The sequence below is a fragment of the Paenibacillus sp. 2TAB23 genome (assembly GCF_052115165.1).
Lineage (GTDB): Bacteria > Bacillota > Bacilli > Paenibacillales > Paenibacillaceae > Pristimantibacillus.
The window spans coordinates 177,993-197,567 of the sequence record NZ_JBFRGD010000006.1 but is presented as its reverse complement, the minus strand read 5'-3'; the positions used below and the strand labels follow the sequence as shown (position 1 = coordinate 197,567).

The window sequence follows — 19,575 nt, the reverse complement described above, 5'->3', positions numbered from 1 at the left end:
AATGAGAGACACACGAGAAGAGGTGATTCACGATTAGCGTTATTATTAGAACCACAAACCTGACAAAGGCTTACGGTAAGTCATTGGTGGTCGACAGTGTAAGCATGACAGTCAATCAGGGCGAAATATACGGTTTTTTAGGACGGAACGGCGCCGGCAAAACAACGACCATTCGCATGCTGATGGGGCTGATCAAACCTACTGATGGCCAAATCGATATATTCGGTGAAAATCTGGCTCACCGTCAAAAAGATATTTTGCACAGAATCGGGTCGATTGTTGAGGTACCGGGCTTTTACGAAAATCTGACTGCTGCGGAGAATTTGTCTATTAACGCCAAAATAATGGGGCTTCACAAACGAAATGCGGTTGCGGAAACGCTAGAGATGGTTGGATTGCAGGATGAAACAAAGAAGGTCGTAGCAAAATATTCAGTCGGGATGAAGCAGCGACTTGGCATTGCGAGAGCGCTTCTTCACTATCCAGAGCTACTTATACTGGACGAGCCTACCAACGGGCTTGATCCAATCGGGATCAAGGAGATACGCAAGCTGATTAAATTATTAGCAGAGGAACGCGGAATCACCATTCTTTTATCGAGCCATATTTTATCCGAAATCGAGCAGCTTGCGGATCGTGTTGGCATTATTCATAAAGGTAAATTGCTGGAGGAAATCGCATTTGACAAGCTTCGCCAAATTAATCGTAAACATGTGGAGTTTCAAGTGTCAAGCGAAAATAAAGCCGCCATGATCCTTGAGAATCATTTTAACATCATTGATTATGAAATTCGTGAGCAAGGGCAAATCCGTATTTATTCGCATTTTGGTGAGCAGGGTCAAATCAATAAAGTATTTGTTCAGCATGACATCGAAGTTTCAAAGATTGCTGTCAGTGAGGACAAATTAGAAGATTATTTTACTCAGCTCGTAGGAGGCGGAAGCATTGGTTGATCTGGTCTACACAGAGATATTGAAGCTTAAACGCTCTAAAATGTTTTTATTAACGTTTATCGGTGCCTTGGTTGCTCCGTTTCTGGTCGTAGTTTCGACTTATATCCATGTTCATAGCAATGAGCCGACAGAGCAGATTTTGTTTGCTGAATTATTCTTTGACACCAACTTATATACGACGTTACTGATAGGCGTTCCACTCTACGGTGTGGCGACAGCGTATCTTTTTAGTCGGGAATACGCGGAGGATACGTTGAAAAATTTGCTTACTATCCCGGTTTCCCGCACTGGCATACTTGTCAGCAAGATGCTGCTTTTATTTGTGTGGATCATTGCGCTTACGATGGAGGCTTGGGGATTGACACTGCTGCTGGGCATGCTCGGACAGTTTGATGGCTTGACGTTGTCCTTGCTTCTGCAGTCATTCATGCAATTCATCGTTGCCGGCTCGTTTCTGTTTGTTCTTTCCACGCCTGTTATTTTAATTACACTCCTGTTGAAAAATTATGTGCCAGCGATTATTTTGACCATAGTGATTACTTTGATCAATGTTATGGGTGGGAACTCCGAGTACAAAGGATTGATTCCGTGGACAGCGGCATTCGATATTGTGAATGGAATGCTCCTGCCAGAGTATCCCGCTATATTCTCATATATTTCGATCGCTTTGCCATCAATTGGTTGTTTCATCGCAGCACTTCTCTACTTTAGAATGGCGGACATCCATTAATGAATGATATCATTAGCGCGATTATATTAGGTATTATTGAAGGGTTGACCGAGTTTTTGCCCGTATCTTCTACAGGGCATTTGATTTTGGCAGGTCATTTACTGGGTTTCGAAGGAGATGCAGCTACCACGTTCAAGATTGTCATTCAACTCGGTGCTGTGTTGGCGGTTTTCGTGCTTTATTGGAAAAGGTACTTGGATATGTTAAAAGGGCTGCTGGCTTTCAACTTTTCCGCAGCGAGGAAATTAAACGCCATTCATTTGATAATCGCCATGGTTCCTGCGCTTATCGTTTACCTTATTTTCAAGGATGTCATTAAACAAGAACTGTTCGGGCCGGCACCTGTATTAATTGGCTTGATTCTGGGAGGAATTCTCTTGATTATTGGCGCACGGTCAAATCGGAAGGTGACCACCGAGCATACGGACGACATTACCTACAAACAGGCGTTTGGAATCGGATTGTTTCAATGCCTCGCACTATGGCCGGGTTTTTCAAGGTCGGGATCGACGATAGCGGGTGGAATGCTGCTCGGAACAAGCCAAAGAGCCGCTGCGGATTTCACGTTTATGATATCAGTTCCGGTCATGCTCGGTGCAACGATGCTGGACATGTATGACAACCGCGAGTTATTGACGTCGAGCAATTTGATGCTGTTTTTAGTCGGGTTTATTACGGCATTTATTGTGGCCATGATTGCCGTCGTTACTTTTTTGAATTTAATTAAGCGACTTAAGCTGGAATGGTTTGCTATTTATCGTTTCGTACTCGCAGCGGTATTTTACATCTTTTTAATGTGATATGGATGGAAAATCGATACATATCATATCGTAACTAAACAGTTGCAGGTAAGATCGGATGATAATGCTGTTTATGGATTGTAAAGATTAAGCAACTCTCATTATTTATTAATAAAAAGGTTCATGATCCTATTAATGCTAGGTTTTTGTTCTCATAGGAATTATTTAGGTAACTTAATTCCTGCTATATTTGTTACTAACCAAACGAATGGGAGGCAACAAATAAATGCAGCTAGAAGTACTGAAAAAGAAGTTTGTTATAGTAGGGATGAGTGCGATAATCGGGTTTAGTGCTTTAGGGATAGCACCGGCACCATTTACCTCTAAAGTTGAAGCAGCTGTGACCTATGAAACTAAAGTCGAGTTCGGGGTATATTTTAGATCCAAACCGAGCACCAGCGGAAAGAAGATTCGTATGATCTCCAAAGGCGAGAGTATTAACGTAATCTCCAAGGTCAACAGCTATTGGTTGAAGGTAAGCACTAAAGATAAGAAAACCGGGTACATATCGGCTAATTCGAAATATACGACTTATAAAAGCGGCAGCGGCAGTAGTCAAACGGCTTCGGTCTCGAAGGCCGATAAGGTCATCAGTTTAGCCCAAAGCTACAAAGGCCGTGTTAGCTACGTCTTTGGTGCGAGAAATCCAAGCCGCCTTATTTTTGACTGCTCGTCCTTTACACAATTCATCTTCAACAAGGTTGGGGTAGATTTAAAATGGGGGACGAAAGTTCAGAAAAATCAAGGGTCTGCTGTAAGCAAGAGCAATCTTCGCAAAGGCGATCTGGTCTTTTTTGATACCGTTGGCAGCAATAACCGCGCTATTAATCATGTTGGAATTTATATGGGTGATGGGAAGTTTATTCATAATACGCCGTCTGTCGATGGGATTTCCATTAACAGCTTAAGCTCAGGCTGGTGGTCAAGTCATTACGTCAGTGCGCGTAGAGTATTGTAGTGAATAGATAATAAAATAAGTAGACTTAAAACTCCGTCCAGTAGTGTGCGGAGTTTTTTGTATGTTTTTCAGTTGATTACCTACCTTTACCCAAAATTTTTTATCATTTTCTACCTAATAGTATTCGTGAGAAAAATATTGTACCAAGGGAGTAGGACTTTATTTCGGTTGACGGCTGCCGCTTGTTAGCCGTTCGGTCAGGCATGCCCAGCCTCTTTTTTTCGTGAAGGCAGCTCAAAAACGGTCTGGATTTAATTTTCATCAAATGGATTGTAATTTTTAGTCTTATGGAGTATTATGCTAATTGTATATATCTCAAAGATATATTGAGTATGAGGAGGACGTATGAAAAGAATCAACACCACCCATTTTGCCATTCTCGGCTTACTTCGCATTAAGCCTATGAGCGCCTATGAGCTTGTTAAGTTCTCGAAGGAAAGCATCGGCCTTTTCTGGAACGAATCCTATGGACATATTCATAAGAGCATCAAACAGCTGGAGCTAGAGGGCTCTGTGTCGGTTGTGGAAGAAGCAGAGACAGGGAGACGTAAAATTGTCTATGGCGTTACGCAACAGGGATGTGACCAACTTGATTCCTGGTTAGCCCTGCCGCCTGAGGAATCTGTGATGAGGAATGAATTGCTTATGAAGCTCTTTGTCTCAGAGGAACGTCATATCCCTCAATTAGTCACTTTTCTCGAGGAAGAATTAGAAGCGAGTGAGAGATTAACAGAAATGCTTGCTGGAATTAAAGCGAGTGTTCCTAGCGGGGAAAGCAAACAGGTGCAGCTCTGGTTGTTGACACTCGACTACGGTGAGCGATATCTGCGAATGACCAGCGAATGGTGTCAACATGCGTTGGAATCGTTAAACCATCTAAACAGGGGGCATGAGAATGATTAAAAAACGATTCAGGATGGTTCCGATCCTGTTGATCACGGTCGTGGTGATTGCTTGTGCCCCACTCCTGCTATGGATTAGGAGCAGTCCGCCCCTCGCATTAAAGGTATTGGACAGCGAAATATACAATCTAGAGATTAGTTATCAAATCACGGTATTGTTATTGGCTGTTATCGTGATTGGCATCGTATATGGGATGACAGGTAAAGATGGACTTGCGTATTTAAACCTTAAAAGGCGAGATGGGATAATTCGGCCTGAACCGTGGATTGGCGTTAAGCCCAAAGCAACGGAGACGTGGAAAAACTTAGGCTTAAACTTTGCGGTCGTCATTACGTTGGTAACGGCTGTCGTCATCTACTTCCAAGTGGTTCATGGGGGAAGCGTGAGCCTAGATCTATATCCTGGGGGTATACTCATCCTTGTTTTTGCACTTATGAATGCTTTTTCAGAAGAAATCATCTTTCGGTTTTCGTTTGTTGCCATTGTTAGCAAATATAGATACTCCCCGTATGTAGCGCAAGGATTAGCAGCGCTGGTCTTTGGCGTCGTTCATTACTTTGGTAATCCAGGCGGGATATTGGGTGTATTGATGGCTGCTTTTATCGGATGGTTTTTGGCCAAATCAATGTTGGAGACGAAAGGATTTTTCTGGGCGCTGACGATTCATTTCTTGCAGGATGTCGTTATATTTAGTGCCTTGTTTATGAAATAGCTTTTATAAACGTTTTTGACTCATGAATGGATTCGTGAGGCCATGCATTTCTAAAGAGTTCAAATGACTGCACAGCAGCCGTTTGAACTCTTTTTGTCTTCTATACACCCAGATAGCCCAGCGATCGAGCAATTATCGAATAAAATGGCATGAATCGCAGCGCATTCCGCGGCAAGAAAGTCATTTTTCCAAGTTAAATACAATTTTCGTAATATACATTCAGGTCTTGATTATCTACAGTAAGGTTATCACGAACGGCAAACGTTATCATCACAGTCACTCCAACAAGAAGGGGCAGGTACATGAGAACATTTAAAAAGAATTTCAGTTTAACCTTATTAGCTTTTCCGGGTATTGCGCTTTTGTTTATTTTTGACTATGTGCCACTTTACGGGTTATTGCTTCCCTTCAAAGATTACAAATATGATCTTGGGATTTGGAATAGCCCGTGGGTAGGCTTTGACAATTTTCAGTTTCTATTTAAGGGCGATGTCATACAACGCGTGCTGAGAAACACACTCCTCTATAACCTGACGTTCATTACGTTAGGCACGATGATTTCAGTCACATTTGCGCTGATGCTTCGGGAGATTAGTAAACGATTTGTGAAGGTCTACCAGACCGTGTTGTTCATTCCTTATTTCATCTCATGGGTAGTAGCAGGGTTTGCCTTCCGAGCACTCCTCGATATGGAATATGGCGTTCTGAATAAGGGATTGGAGTTCTTTGGAATAGGGCCAGTTATGTGGTATAACGAGCCGGAATATTGGCCAGTTATTCTTATTGTTGGCGCGGTATGGAAAGGACTTGGATACGGTGCGGTCATCTATTATGCGGCACTGATGGGCGTGGATTCGGAGTATTATGAAGCGGCCAGAATAGACGGGGCAGGCAAGCTGCGGCAGGCGATATCCATCTCGATTCCGATCATAAAACCGATTATTATTATGATGGTTATTCTACAGATCGGTAAAATTTTCTATAGCGATTTCGGTTTATTTTATAACGTAACCCTGAATTCATCTTCCCTGTATGCAACGACGGATGTCATCGACACCTTTGTTTATCGATCGCTAGTCGATATGGGCGATATTGGCATGGCTGGAGCAGCTGGCTTCTTCCAATCTACGGTCGGTTTCGCCTTGGTCATATTGACGAATTATATCGTGAGAAAAATCAATCGTGAAAATTCATTATTTTAAGGAGAATGTCTCATGATGACACCGCGTGTATCTAACACCCGTTCAACAATTAGGCTAAGTACATGGATTATTCATAGTATTTTTATCGTTGTATGTATCGCTTGCTTGTATCCCTTTCTAGTCATTATAGGGACCTCATTCCAGAATGAAACGGATATCCTCTTGTCAGGGTATTCGATTCTGCCGAAGCAGTTCGATTTGACGGCATATCGCGTTATTCTCCATAATCCTGGTGTCTTGCTCAATGCGTATGTGGTGACGATATTCACAACGCTGGTTGGGACTGTGGCAGGGCTGTGGATTACAACAAGCTTCGCTTTCACCATATCAAGGAAAGATTACGCCTATCGCAAGCAGCTTTCATTTTTTGTATTCTTTACGATGCTGTTTCAAGGCGGTCTGGTTCCTTCCTATATTTTGATGGTCAGCTGGCTTGATTTGAAAAATAACCTCTTGGCCCTTATTCTCCCTTTCCTTATAACAGGCTGGCATGTGTTGTTAATGAGGGGCTTCTTGCAAACGCTGCCGGACGCTCTATTTGAATCAGCCAAAATAGACGGAGCAACCGAGTTTACCATTTTCACACGCATTGTGCTTCCCCTTAGCAAACCAGCATTGGCGACACTCGGCTTATTTCTGGTTTTGCAGTATTGGAACGACTGGTGGCTGACTCTGTTGTACATTGATCACGAGGATAAGATGAAGCTGCAATATTTACTCATTCGAGTGCTGCGCAACATGGAGTTCTTGAATAGTGCGGAGGCGCTGCAATACGGTCTGGTTAAGCCAGGACAGCAAGTGCCAAGTTTAAGTGCGCGGATGGCGATGTGTATTCTTGCCGCAGGACCGATGCTGGTCATATTTCCTTTCTTCCAGCGTTATTTCGTGCAAGGCCTGACGGTCGGATCTGTAAAAGGCTAGTGAAAGAAGGGTTTTCCAGCCGCATGGATCTTCCTCATGTGTCTGTTATATATAAAAAACATCATATTTTAAGGGAGGCATGTATGTGAGTATGGGAAATAAAAAGACAAAGAAAATGGTAAGCGGCATGATTATGATGGGGATGGTCGGCACAGTGGTTCTTAGCGGGTGCAGCTCGGGTAACAATGAAGCGCCCAATGCCACGAATGCGGCTACTGCAGAACCGAAGACGACTGAAACAGCCGAAGCACCGAAAGAGCTAGTAAATATTAGTTGGTATATGCGCAAACCGATCGATACGATGAAGGATCAAGAAGCGATTGAAGCGGAAGCGAATAAAACGATTAATAATGCCGTAAACGCAAATCTGAACTTTACCTTTATTGATGCAGCAAGCTGGGAAGACAAAATGAAATTGATGTCTGCCTCAGGCGAAGAATACGATCTTGTATTTACTGCAAACTGGACGAATCCGATCGATGCGAATGTGCAGAAAGGTGCATTCCTGCCGTTGGATGATCTTTTGAAGCAATATGGACAGGATATCCTCGCTAAAGTGGATGAGCGTGCTTGGAAAGCAGTCACGTATAATGGCAAGATTATGGCGGTCCCATCGCAGTCACCTTTTACCACGCCGCAAGGCATTGTATTCAAAAAAGATTTGGTAGAGAAGTACAATGTGGATTATAAGCAAATTAAAAATTTGCAGGATCTTGAGCCGTATTTAGAAACGATTAAGAAGAATGAGCCTACAATAACGCCATTGCTTGTCACAAAAACCGTTTCGGCGGCGGGAGACTTTATTGCTGACCATACCATTGTAAGCAAAGGGATTCGGTATGACGAACTAGCAAACAAGCTCGTATTTGAAATCGATATTCCCCAATACGTCAACAATTATCGGACTATGCATGACTATTATAAGAAAGGCTATGTAGCCAAGGATGCCGGAGTTAAAACGGACTTCACGGCTGAAGCTAAATCCGGGAAATACGCGATCATGCGTGATTCAGGCGGTTATTCGGAGGATGGTTCAAAATCGACTGCACTGTTTGGTTTCCCGACTGTGGAATCGCTTGTCTATTATCCGATCATATCAACAAGTAATATGGTGGGAGCTGCAACGGCCATCAGCAAGACGTCAAAAAATCCAGAAAAAGCGATGGAGCTGCTCAATCTGGTCTGGAAAGATAAAGAGCTTTCCAACACGCTTGCTTTCGGGCTAGAAGGAAAGAACTATACCGTTAAATCAGGTGCCGGAACGGATGACATCTCCATAGATGCGAAGAGTGGAGCGGAACAAACCTGGGCGATTTGGCATAACTGGCTCGGGCCTCTCTGGGATCAGTGGGATTCCAGCTGGAACTCCAAGGCATCTCTTGAGCTCATGCAAAAAAATAATAATGAAGCAAAAACATCGTCAATCCTCGGATTTCTTTTCAATGGGGAAGCTGTCAAATCGGAAACGGTTCAAGTAAATGCAGTATATGCGGAAATGCTTCCTATTCTAATCACAGGCTCGATGCCAGATTATGATAAGTTTTTGGGAGAAATGAAGCAGCGTTTGAATGAAGCTGGCTTGGAGAAAATTAAAGCCGAAGCAGAAAAGCAGCTTGAAGCTTGGAAAGCACAAAACCAGTAATAAAAACTTGGAACCGGGCTACTCGTAACTCGGTTCCAATTTTTATGTAAAGCAAGTGAAAGGGGGGAGCTTGGGTTTGCGTTTTGCCGAATGGATGCAATAAAAATCTAGTAGGAGCGTGATCATTTATGATCAAGAGGAAATGGGCCGTTGGGGAGATCATTTTTGCCTGTATGCTAGTGCTTCTTTTTTATTTTGTACAATCGACTATCGCGAAAGCGCAGGATGTGCCGATACAGAGCAGTTATCTGGTGGACGAGAGTTTTTCTTTCACCCATAACAATACGATGGATGTCTTGCCTTCCGGTTGGGATGTCCGCAAAGCGGGGGGAAGTCTCTCTTCTTCTTATCTGAATTGGTTCAAAATGAGTGATACGAATGCTACGTTGCCTGTATCTATTCGTAGAGAATTCCTCGAGCAAAATGAAGGCGCTGTCACGATGGAATATCGATTCAAGCTGTCTTCGATTATGGATGGCGTCAAATGGCAGCTAAGCAGTAATGATACAGAGGCTGTCAGTATTGTGACACGTGGTGGAGAGCTTAGTCTAGAAACCTCTAACGGGGGTATACAGACTTTACAATCCTACTCAGCAGGTACGGAGTATGGTGTGAAGGTCATTGCGAATATCGATACAAATACAGTGGATGTATACATTAACGGTGTTCATAAAGCCGAGAGTGCAAGCTTCAAGTTTGCGGTAACCAGTCTCGATCATGTGCTGATCCAAACGGGCGCGTCATCGAAAGGCGATATGTTCATCGCTCCTGTTAAAATTTACAAGGGGTATGCGGTTAATGAAAGATTCATTTCCCTAATGCCAGGCTTCCTGCCAGAAGACTGGCAGACGGTTACTGCTGGAGGAACTGCAGCGGTAGAGGAAATGAAAAGCACCGTGCGTCCAGATGTATATAGTCTAAAGCTGAATGCGGCTGGAGCGACTGGGGAGATGAGTATTAAGAAAAGCGTGCCTCCTACATCGGCGAATACGGTCTTCGAATACAAGCTATTAATTCCTCAGAAGCAGGATGGATATTCTGCAGAGGTTGTAAGTGGCAGCACGACCGTTATGAAGCTAGTAACCGAAAGCGGCAAGCTCTCCTACATAAATGATGTAGGCCAGCCCGTACCCTTCTATGACTATATGGCTAATCTTTGGTATGCCGTAAAGGTGAAACTGAATTTGGATGATGCCACCGCTGATATTTACGTAAATGGGAAACAGCAAGCGCAAGGAGTGCCACTGGCAGCCAGTTCGGAAAGTTTGGACGGCATCGCATTTAAGGCAGCTGCAGCAGCACAAGGTGTGATGTGGCTGGATGATATTCTCTTATACGAAGATTTGCCGCTTCCTGTCGATTATGTGCCTGCTCCAAACCCTGTAATCTCATCTGATCAGGCCGTTGGTATTCAAGGCTGTCCGATCTGGAGGGAAGGAAATCATCTTGGATGGGATACGATTACGCCTTACTCGGAGCGGGAACCATACTTGGGCTACTATGACGAGGGTAATCCCGAGACAGCAGATTGGGAGATCAAATGGATGGTTGAGCACGGTATTGATTACCAAGTCTCATGCTGGTTTAGACCAACTTTCGGGGACGGCGTTCCGATTAAAGAGCCTTATTTGCATAACTCGCTTCATGATGGGTTTTTCAACGCCAAATATAGCAACCAATCGAAGTTCGCTATTATGTGGGAAAATGCTGCTTCAAGAGCGAAGGATAGCGAAGACTTCCGTTCGAACATCGTATCATACTGGATTGAGTATTATTTCAAGGACCCGCGTTATATGGTGATTGATAATAAACCAGTCTTATCTATTTATAGTCTTAACGCTCTCAAACGGGATTTCGGAGGCACCTTGGAAGGCGTCAAAGCTGAGATGGACTACTTAAGAAACGCCGTTAAAGCATTAGGGTTTGATGATATTATACTGTTGATCACCAGTTCAGCGTCGGACCCCACATCCATGAGCGATAGAAAGCAGGCAGGATTCGATGCAGTCTATGCGTATTCCTGGGATAGCATGGGCGGGCATGCGGAGGTTCAGAAATCGTATATGACTGCCCAGCGCGATACAGGCATTATTGATGCGCTCCCGATGATCAGTATGGGAAGAGACGATTTGGCATGGGGAGGCCAAGAAGGCTATTACGCGACCCCTTCGGAGTTCCAAGGTGTTGCACAGTGGACAAAGGATACCTTACAGCCATCGATGCCAGCGGGCAGCTTAGGCAAGAAAATGGTCATGCTTGATAATTGGAACGAGTTTGGTGAGGGACATTTCATTATGCCTGCGGGCTTAGCGGGCTTTGGCTATCTAGATGCCATCAGGAACGTGTTCACAAGTGGCACAGCGCATACGGATGTACAGCCAACGCAAGCTCAGAAGGACAGGATAAACAGCTTGCATCCGCGAGACAGAGTATTGACATTAAAGACGCCAACTCCGCCAGCCATTACGGACGAGTACGGATTATTCTGGGGATTCGACACGGATGGCGATATGGAAGGCTGGAGTGTGGAGAAGCAGATTATCATTGATGAGGTTAACGAAGGTGCCTACTCAGGGACAGCGAATGATATTGATCCTGGCATTAAGTCAGCGGACCACTTGAATATTCAAGCCTCTGATCATCCTTATCTGAAAATAAGAATGAAGAGCAATAAAAACTCCTCCGCTCAGGTGTTCTTTATTACCAATGAGGATGGAAACTTTGATGAACGCAAATCCGTTCGTTTTTTCGTAGAACAGAACGAAACGGGCTATACCGATTATGTGGTGGATATGTGGAAAAATGCCAAATGGGAGGGGGCTATTCGGCAGATTCGGTTTGATCCTATGAATGTTCCTGGAGAATTTAGCATGGATTCGATTGGGGTTGTGTCCTCGCCTGATACAGGCATTCATGTGAGTGTTGACGGTATGAAAGCCAATTTCTATGAGGAGCCGGTTCTGGCTAATCAAACGGTCATGGTTCCAGCAGGGGAAATGCTGAAGCTAATCGGTGCCAGTACGGAATGGGAGCAATCGACACAAACCTTAATTGGCGTGAAAGACGATCACATCTATAGACTTAAGGTTGGTGAACAGACAGCCTATAAAGATAACCAAAGTATCGTGCTGGAGCGTGCTCCTGTATTGCAGCCTTCTGGTGAGCTTATGATTCCAGCCACTTTCTTCAACCAAGCGTTCGGATATGTTGTGAATTGGGACCCTGTCGGTGAGAAGATTGATTTGTATACTGCATCAAAGGTTTGGGAGTTTAACAATCTGGAGGGCTGGACGACCAACAATCAAGTGGCGGGAGGCATGGCTACAGGCGGAATTTATCAAGCAACCTCAACGGGCAGTGAGCCTGAGCTGATCTCGCCAGATAACATCGGCTTTCCTGCGTCCGCAATTAAGAGGGTCAAAATAAAGCTTAGGAATGACACTAGCGGCAATGAAGCGAGCGTGTATTTCAAGACGTCCGCTTCCACGGAATGGAATCTGCTAAATAAGCTGACGACATATGTGCTGCCTAATGATCCGAGCTTCAGGGAGTATGTATGGGACCCTAGTAGTCATTCGGCCTGGAGCGGAACGATCACACAAATCAAAGTGATTCCAACGAATGCACAAGGCGGCTTTGCTATTGATGCGATTACGCTGGATACAGCTGCAAAAGTAGCTGTACAGGGAAATAACCTAGTTTCAAATCCAAGTATGGAAGCGAACGTTATTCCAATCGGATGGGAGACGATAAGAGAGCGGAGCGCGGAGCAGCATCATAGCGGAGACCACTCTTTGCAAGTCACGAAGACAAACCAACACGGAAGCGTTCAGTTTCCAGTGAGTGTCGAGAAAGGGAAGGCATATGAGTATTCCGCATGGGTGAGGCTGCAATCCAATCCGAATCCTGGGAAAATAATCAGATTGTGTCTAGCCTATAGCTTAGATGGCGTGTCCAAGCAGCTCTGTCCTTATTCGAGCCCAGAGCTGAGCAGTACGGAATGGAAACAGGTTAACGGCACCTATACCATCAATGAAACTGGAAACGTCACGAATGTCAGGATGTATCTATTTACGGACGCGCCAGCTGAGAATGATGTGTACTATTTGGATGATGTAGAAGTTAGGCCAGTTACTTATAAAGAATCGCCTGCATGGGTGTATGTGACGGATATGAGCCTGAACAAGAGCTCCGTGTCGATTATGGAAGGCAAATCGGAAACGTTGCTTCCTGTCATCCAGCCAGTCGATGCGTTTAATAAAGCGGTAGTCTGGCAATCCGATCATCCCGAAGTGGCTGCTGTAGATGCATATGGAAACGTGTATGCGCGAAGCTTGGGAGTCGCTCAAATTACGGCAATAAGCGTTGATAGCGGTAAAACCGCTATCAGTACGGTAACTGTCATCGAACGAACAAACGAAACGGTAACGCTAACGGTAAAGCCCGATGGAACAGGAGACTTTCTCTCGCCGAAGCTGGCGAACGAGAGCATTATGGATAGCAGCTCGGAGAAGCAGTATGTGATTCTGATTTATCCAGGCGTGTATACCGAAAAGAATTGGGTGGTAAAGCCCTATATAACACTCCGGGGCACAGACCGTGATCTGGTTTGGTTAAAGGGAGAGAACAGCGCATCAGCTACAAATAGCGAGATCACTGAACAATCGACCTTGTGGCTGCAAGGCACGGCCAATCTAGAGAACCTGACGATCACGGCTAAAAACATGAGATATCCGCTTCACAGCGAGGAGAGCGGCAAAAATAAAGATGCTGTCCACATCGTGCGGAATGTCCATGTTGAGCATTATGGGAATCTAGAAGCGGTTGACTACCGGAAAAATTGGGTCGCTGCGAATCCTGGGGTTACGCCTGACGCGGATCATGATCCAGCTCAGGTGTGGGGAGGGATTAGCGGTAACGGCTCCCATGCATGGGGTTATGGTTCAGGAAGCGGTGTATCCGAAATTTTCTATGACAGCACCTTTGTTTCCAAGGCTACAGGCTGGTACGTGCACAATCGAGAGGATTTTACGAAGCCACAGATCAATGTCATCAATAATAGCAAAATAGCTTCAACGGTGACGTCCATTCCCATCACGATTCAGTCCCTAGGAAGCGGAACTCAGGATGAAGTCATCTTCAATAACAGTGAATTTGTGGGAACGTACATGTTACAGAATGATTCTCCGTGGATTTCACAGAAGCCTGAGAACCAGTATGCCAACCACGCGGAATATAAGGTTACTTTTAACAACAGTACACCGATTGGTTATGCAGACGGTCACAGAGGAAGAGCGCTGGCGCTGTTCAGCAGCTCCACGGGCAGCAGCTCCAATGTAAAGGTTAGCGGGGATGCAGTGGAGGATATTTTGGGCACTTATGTCACCCGTGATGGAGGTGGAGGCCTGAAGGGTTATTTATACGGCTATTGGGATATCTCGGGTATTAAAGTGGGCATCAGTTCCAATATCCAAGTGGATAATACGCTTGGAAGAAGGCTCGGGGATCTTACAGCTGATCCAAAAACGTTGCAGGTAATCTTTGAGAATGGCATGACCAAAACGATCTTATTTAATGAAAATTATACGGAAAAAACCAATGCGTATATCATCAATGTCATCAATAGTGCATTGGGCACTTCAGGCTATGCGGCAGAATACAACGTAACGGCAAACGAGTACTATCCGCAGGTGACGGATAAACAAATGACGCTGCTGAATCAAACACTGGTTGGCATTCCTAGATTTGCTGCTGTTTCTTTTGACGCCGATCATATGACCTTGCGCTTAATGACACCAGCTGATTCTGCTGAGAGCTTCATAGGCATTGCACTAGAGCCTATTGCGCCAGGGCAGTCCGGAAGAGTATTGACGGAAGGCATTATGAGAAAGGACCAGCTCTATGGATTTTCCGGAAGCGTCGGTGTGGGAACCAAAATCTCGATTGGAGCTCAGTCTGGCAGCTTGCTTGGGAATGCGAATAAACCTGCGCTGCTAACAGGTGTACTGACGGATTGGGCGTATTTCAAAGGAAACACGAGCTGGATTGAAGTTACTGGGGTAAGCCTGAACAAAACCTCACTAAGCCTGACCTTAGGTCAGTCAGAGGCGCTTGCCGTGACGGTACTGCCGGCAGATGCCAGCAAAGCAGTAACTTGGAGCTCCGATCATCCTCATGTGGCATCGGTTGATGCGACGGGGACAGTCCATGCCTACAGTGCAGGTACAGCGACAATTACAGTTACGGCTGCAAAGGGTGGAAAATCGGCTACGGCTGTCGTTACGGTGCTTGCTCCATTAGTTGGCAGCAACTTGATTAACGATTCAGGCATGGAGGGGACAACACCGCTTTATACGGGTTGGGAAATTGTAAGGACGCTAAGTGATCTTGAGGCCCATGGGGGAAGCCAGTCGTTAAAGATAACCAAGACAAATGCTTTTGGCAGCATCAACTTTCCCGCTAATATTCAGAAAGGAGAAGAATACTACTATTCTGCATGGGTCAAATTGGCGCCTGAGTCCACAGATGGTGTGGTACTGCGCTTAGGCTTGACTTACAAGCTGGATGGTGTAACGAAGCAAAGAATTATTTTCACAAGCGGGCCGTTAAGCTCCTCGTCTTGGACGCATATAGAAGGTCTATATACGCTTCCTGAGGCAGGCAATGTTACGAATATGGCTTTGTATCTGTTTACCGATTTACCCTCAGGATTAGATACCTATTATCTGGACGACGTTGAAGTTCGGCCGGTCATTAAGGATACGTTGGCTCCAGTCACAACAGCGTCGTTATCGCCTGCTGAGCCGGATGGACCTAACGGTACGTATGTGAATCCGGTCACCGTCACACTGGCAAGCACGGACAGTCTGTCTGGTGTAACGAAGACGGAGTACAGTCTGGATCATGGAGCAACTTGGCAGCTGTACACGTCAACCGTTACGTTTGATCAGCAAGGTCCGGTCCAGCTTAGCTATAGAGCAACGGATCGATCGGGGAACGTTGAGCCTTCTAGGCAGCTTGCTTTTACATTGGCTGCGTCAGCCGTAAGGGTTCAGCTTCTAGACAGCAATGGCAATCCGCTTAGCGGGGGCATAGTGAAATACTATGATGGGGGATGGAAGGATTTTGGTGTGACGGGCACCGATGGCAAAGTAAGCAAGAGCCTTCCTGCCAATAGCTATACGTTTAGCATGACCTATGAAGGAACGTATAAGGAGCAGGTACAGCATACAGGAACGAAAGGCACGGTTGCCTTTCAGACGGTCAAAGTTAAGGCTCAGCTGAAGGATAGCCAAGGCAATCTGATGGACAGCGGAGGTGTGAGCTACTACGCAGGAAGCTGGCGGTCGATGGGCAGTACAGCTGGCGGTGAAGTCACCAAAGAGCTGCTGCCTGGCTCCTATACCTTTGGCATGACCTATGAAGGGACGTATAAGGAGCAAGTACAGCATGTAGGCATTGACCCTGTGGTTGCCTTTCAGACAGTTAAGGTCAAGGCACAGCTGAAGGATAGTCAAGGCAATCTGATAGACAGCGGAAGTGCAAGCTACTATGCAGGAAGCTGGCGGACGATGGGCAGTACGACTGGCGGTGAAGTTAGCAAAGAGCTGCTGCCTGGTTCCTATACCTTTGCTATGGTCTATGAAGGGACGTATAAGGAGCAAGTACAGCATGTAGGCAATGACCCCGTGGTTGCCTTCCAGACGGTTAAGGTCAAGGTACAGTTGAAAGATAGCCTTGGCAATCTATTGGACGGCGGCAGCGCGAGCTACTATGCGGGAAGCTGGAAGACGGTAGGAATTACAATGGGCGGCGAGACCAGCAAGGAATTGCTGCCGGGTACGTATACATTTGGCATGACCTATGGAGGCATTCACAAAGAAATCGTAGCAGCGATTACAACAAATCCAACGGTCTTATTTGAAATGTAGCCTTGTATAGAACGGCGAAACGAAGGTCTACGGATCTTCGTTTCGTTTAATTCCTAAATCCATTTCATTGACACATTGCTGTTTACTATAAGGAGGAAAGTTGATATGACGACTATTCATGCAATCGTATTTGAAAGTGCGAACAAGGTGGGCTTCGGTACATATACATTACCCGAGATGAATGCTAATCAAATGCTTGTAAAAACATACTATACATTTGTTTCAAGTGGAACGGAAACACGGGTCCTCGGCGGTCATTACGGCGCTTCTGACAAATTTCCATTAATTCCTGGGTATGCGGCTGTCGGAGAGGTCGTCGAAATAGGCGTGAATGTAAAGGGTTATCGTGTCGGCGACCTTCTGAGCTACAACCCGCAAACGGGTCCGAAGGACATTTATTCGTGGTGGGGAGGGCAGGCTAGCATGCATCTGGTTGGTGTAGATGATAAGCCTATTTTGCTGCCACAAGGGTCTGATCCCTTAGACTATGTCGTTAGTCAAGTGGCGGCTATCAGCTTGCGAGGCGTTATGGCAGCGCAGCCACAGCGTGATGAATGCGCGGTGGTCATCGGGCAGGGGGTAATTGGAGCGTTCTCCGCGGGTCTTCTAGTCAGTCATGGATGCCGGGTGATAGCTGTTGATTTATCGGAGTCAAGACTAAAGCGTTCCTTGCGTTATGGTGTTCACGCTTGTGTTCAGGCCTCCGACCCAGATGCTTTGGAGCGTATACTTGCTTATTGTGACGGCGGTGCAAACCTTGTTATTGAAGCTTCAGGTTCCGCGCAGGGCGTAACGCTTGCCCACAAGCTGATTCGTAAAACGCCAAATGTGTTTCGGGATCCGAAAACGTATTATGTGAACCCGATTTCAGGTATTGTCGATCATTGGCCGCGCATTGTCTATCAAGGCACTTACATCGAGAAGCTGAGCCTTGATCCAAGGGCTGATTTGAACTCGGAAGGCGTTCTCCTCCTCATGCCTGGAGACCGGGGGAACGAGGATCGGTTGAATGCCGTTGAGGCCATTCGCAGAAAAGTGATTGATCCCCGGCTTTATATCGATCAAGTGGTCCCTTATACAGAAGCGGCATCAGCATACGAACAATTGCGGTTACATCCCAATGACGTATTCTCCGTCGTATTTGATTGGACTCCATAATGGATAAAGAAAAAGGCCGAACAGCTAACAGGTTGAACTGTTAACATGTTCGGCCTTTAATTAGTATTAATCGTGGGCAACCAGCTTTCGATTGATTGGCATTTCACCTGTAATCGCTTGCAGAAGGTGTTTGGCGGTACTATCGATATCTCCATACGTGTTCACGATTGTGTCGATCGAAGCCTCGTATTCCTTATGAACGAAAGAGTGGAAGTGGGAAACAAAGATAATCGGTGTATCGAACTTTGTCCAGCCGCCCATCATGTTTCTTGCGACTTCGTCATGCAGCCGAACGACATTCAACCCGTAGCTAAGGCGGCTGCCGATGGAGCAAATGATGACATCATACGTTTTGTCGGCAACGGCTTTAAACAAGGCGTCGGGACCCGGGTCGATCCATTGATCCACCGAATGGGAATAGCGGCCAATCTCCCGTTTCATCTTTTCAAATAGCTCCCCATAACGCTCATGATTGTTCATAATGACAGCATGTAATACTTTTGTCTCCGGTAGTAGAGGATAGGGGATCAAACCTGCACGATCTCTAACGAGCGTAATACTTTGTTTCATGACCTCTTCTGCTAATGCCGCGTGAGCCGCTTTATCTGGTGATTGCTTTCCCGGAGTAGATTGCGCGTTTTGGAAAAGGCCAAATTGCTCTTTGAGCGACACAATTCGGCAAGCCCGGTCTCGGAGTGTCTCAAGAGACAAGCTGCCGCTCTGGAAGCGATTCTCCATTTCGATGTAGAATCGCTCATCCATTCTTGGAAACAGCAGCATGTCGCAGCCATTGGTAAGTGCCGCCGCACAAGCATCATAGTAGTTCATGAAGCCGACAACCCCGCCCATCTCAATCGCGTCCGACACGATCAGCCCCTCAAAGCCCATCTCATTTCTTAGCAAATCAATGAGCAGCTTTTTCGATACGGTCGCAGGTGGATACAGTCCGCGCTCATCCGGATCGTCAAAGGCGGGGAATGCTATATGTCCTGGCATTATCGTCATTGCACCCTGATCAATCAGGGCTTGGAAAACGCGTCCTGGCCCGTTTCTCCACGTATCGGCATCCAGTGGAATGACTGGTGTCGTCAGATGCTGATCCCAGGAGGAATAGCCGTCACCGGGGAAGTGCTTAATCGTAGCCATCATGCCGTGGTCCTGCAGTCCAGTCATATAAGACCCGGCTATCTTTATCGCTTGCTCGGGATTTTTACCTGCGCTTCGTATACTAACAACTGGACTGTCAGGATCAACAGCTAAGTCTGCTACAGGCGAGAATGTCCAGTTGTAGCCAAGCTCTCCAGCCTCTATCGCCGTACTTGTGCCGACCTCATAAGCAAGATCTGCCGAATTGGACTGGCTGAGCCCCATCATATAAGGAAACTTCGTCGCGCCTAGTATCATATTGCCGGGACCGCATTCGAGATCGCTCACAATAAAAGGAGGGATGCTGCAAAAGTGTTCAAAACGGCTGATAATGTGCTGCAATTCTGTCCTCTCCATTGGATGAAAGAACATCGCTCCGAAGTCTTCTTGCCGCTCCTTGCCGACCATACCATAGGTTGGGCAGCATACTTGGTTCAATAATTGCCGGAATGAAAGGGTTTCAACTAAGCTCTTGGCAGATTCCGTTTGGTTTATCTTGTATTTCATCGACAGGTCTCC

At 45.9% G+C, this 19,575-nt stretch carries 12 protein-coding genes; 11 read left to right on the top strand and 1 reads right to left on the bottom strand.

Annotated elements, in window-relative coordinates; translation table 11 throughout:
* Positions 1-32: 32 nt before the first annotated feature.
* The 11 genes from AB4Z29_RS11660 (at position 33) to AB4Z29_RS11610 (ending at position 17,910) form a co-directional block, all read left to right on the top strand.
* Positions 33-953, top strand: a complete 921-nt coding sequence (locus AB4Z29_RS11660; RefSeq protein WP_441943297.1) for an ABC transporter ATP-binding protein — start codon at positions 33-35, stop codon at positions 951-953.
* Positions 946-1,683: an ABC transporter permease gene (locus AB4Z29_RS11655; RefSeq protein WP_441943221.1), complete on the top strand. Its 738-nt coding sequence runs from the start codon at positions 946-948 to the stop codon at positions 1,681-1,683. Before AB4Z29_RS11660 ends, AB4Z29_RS11655 begins: the two co-directional genes overlap by 8 nt.
* A complete protein-coding gene (locus tag AB4Z29_RS11650) occupies positions 1,683-2,483 on the top strand; it encodes an undecaprenyl-diphosphate phosphatase (protein WP_441943220.1) in 801 nt (266 codons plus the stop codon). The genes AB4Z29_RS11655 and AB4Z29_RS11650 overlap by 1 nt, the downstream gene beginning before the upstream one ends.
* Positions 2,484-2,709: 226 nt before the next feature.
* Complete coding sequence (locus AB4Z29_RS11645; protein ID WP_441943219.1) at positions 2,710-3,441, top strand: C40 family peptidase; 732 nt, start codon at positions 2,710-2,712, stop codon at positions 3,439-3,441.
* A 345-nt stretch (positions 3,442-3,786) separates the two neighbouring features.
* On the top strand, positions 3,787-4,344 hold the full coding sequence (locus AB4Z29_RS11640) for a PadR family transcriptional regulator (RefSeq protein WP_441943218.1): 558 nt from the start codon (positions 3,787-3,789) through the stop codon (positions 4,342-4,344).
* A complete protein-coding gene (locus AB4Z29_RS11635; RefSeq protein WP_441943217.1) occupies positions 4,337-5,056 on the top strand; it encodes a CPBP family intramembrane glutamic endopeptidase in 720 nt (239 codons plus the stop codon). The genes AB4Z29_RS11640 and AB4Z29_RS11635 overlap by 8 nt, the downstream gene beginning before the upstream one ends.
* A gap of 302 nt (positions 5,057-5,358) precedes the next feature.
* Positions 5,359-6,258: an ABC transporter permease gene (locus AB4Z29_RS11630; RefSeq protein WP_441943216.1), complete on the top strand. Its 900-nt coding sequence runs from the start codon at positions 5,359-5,361 to the stop codon at positions 6,256-6,258.
* Between the two features lie 12 nt (positions 6,259-6,270).
* Positions 6,271-7,179 carry a carbohydrate ABC transporter permease gene (locus AB4Z29_RS11625; RefSeq protein WP_441943215.1) on the top strand — a complete coding sequence of 303 codons (909 nt, stop codon included), beginning with the start codon at positions 6,271-6,273 and terminating at the stop codon, positions 7,177-7,179.
* A gap of 91 nt (positions 7,180-7,270) precedes the next feature.
* Positions 7,271-8,821 (top strand): extracellular solute-binding protein, encoded by a 1,551-nt coding sequence (locus tag AB4Z29_RS11620; protein WP_441943296.1) that lies wholly within the window; start codon positions 7,271-7,273, stop codon positions 8,819-8,821.
* 128 nt (positions 8,822-8,949) lie between these two features.
* On the top strand, positions 8,950-16,752 hold the full coding sequence (locus tag AB4Z29_RS11615) for an Ig-like domain-containing protein (RefSeq protein WP_441943214.1): 7,803 nt from the start codon (positions 8,950-8,952) through the stop codon (positions 16,750-16,752).
* A gap of 105 nt (positions 16,753-16,857) precedes the next feature.
* The gene (locus tag AB4Z29_RS11610) at positions 16,858-17,910 is read left to right on the top strand and encodes a zinc-binding dehydrogenase (protein WP_441943213.1); all 1,053 of its coding nucleotides are present in this window, start codon (positions 16,858-16,860) and stop codon (positions 17,908-17,910) included.
* A gap of 66 nt (positions 17,911-17,976) precedes the next feature.
* Here the strand turns inward: AB4Z29_RS11610 and AB4Z29_RS11605 are convergent, their stop codons facing one another.
* Complete coding sequence (locus tag AB4Z29_RS11605; RefSeq protein ID WP_441943212.1) at positions 17,977-19,563, bottom strand: glycoside hydrolase family 3 protein; 1,587 nt, start codon at positions 19,561-19,563, stop codon at positions 17,977-17,979.
* Positions 19,564-19,575: the final 12 nt, after the last annotated feature.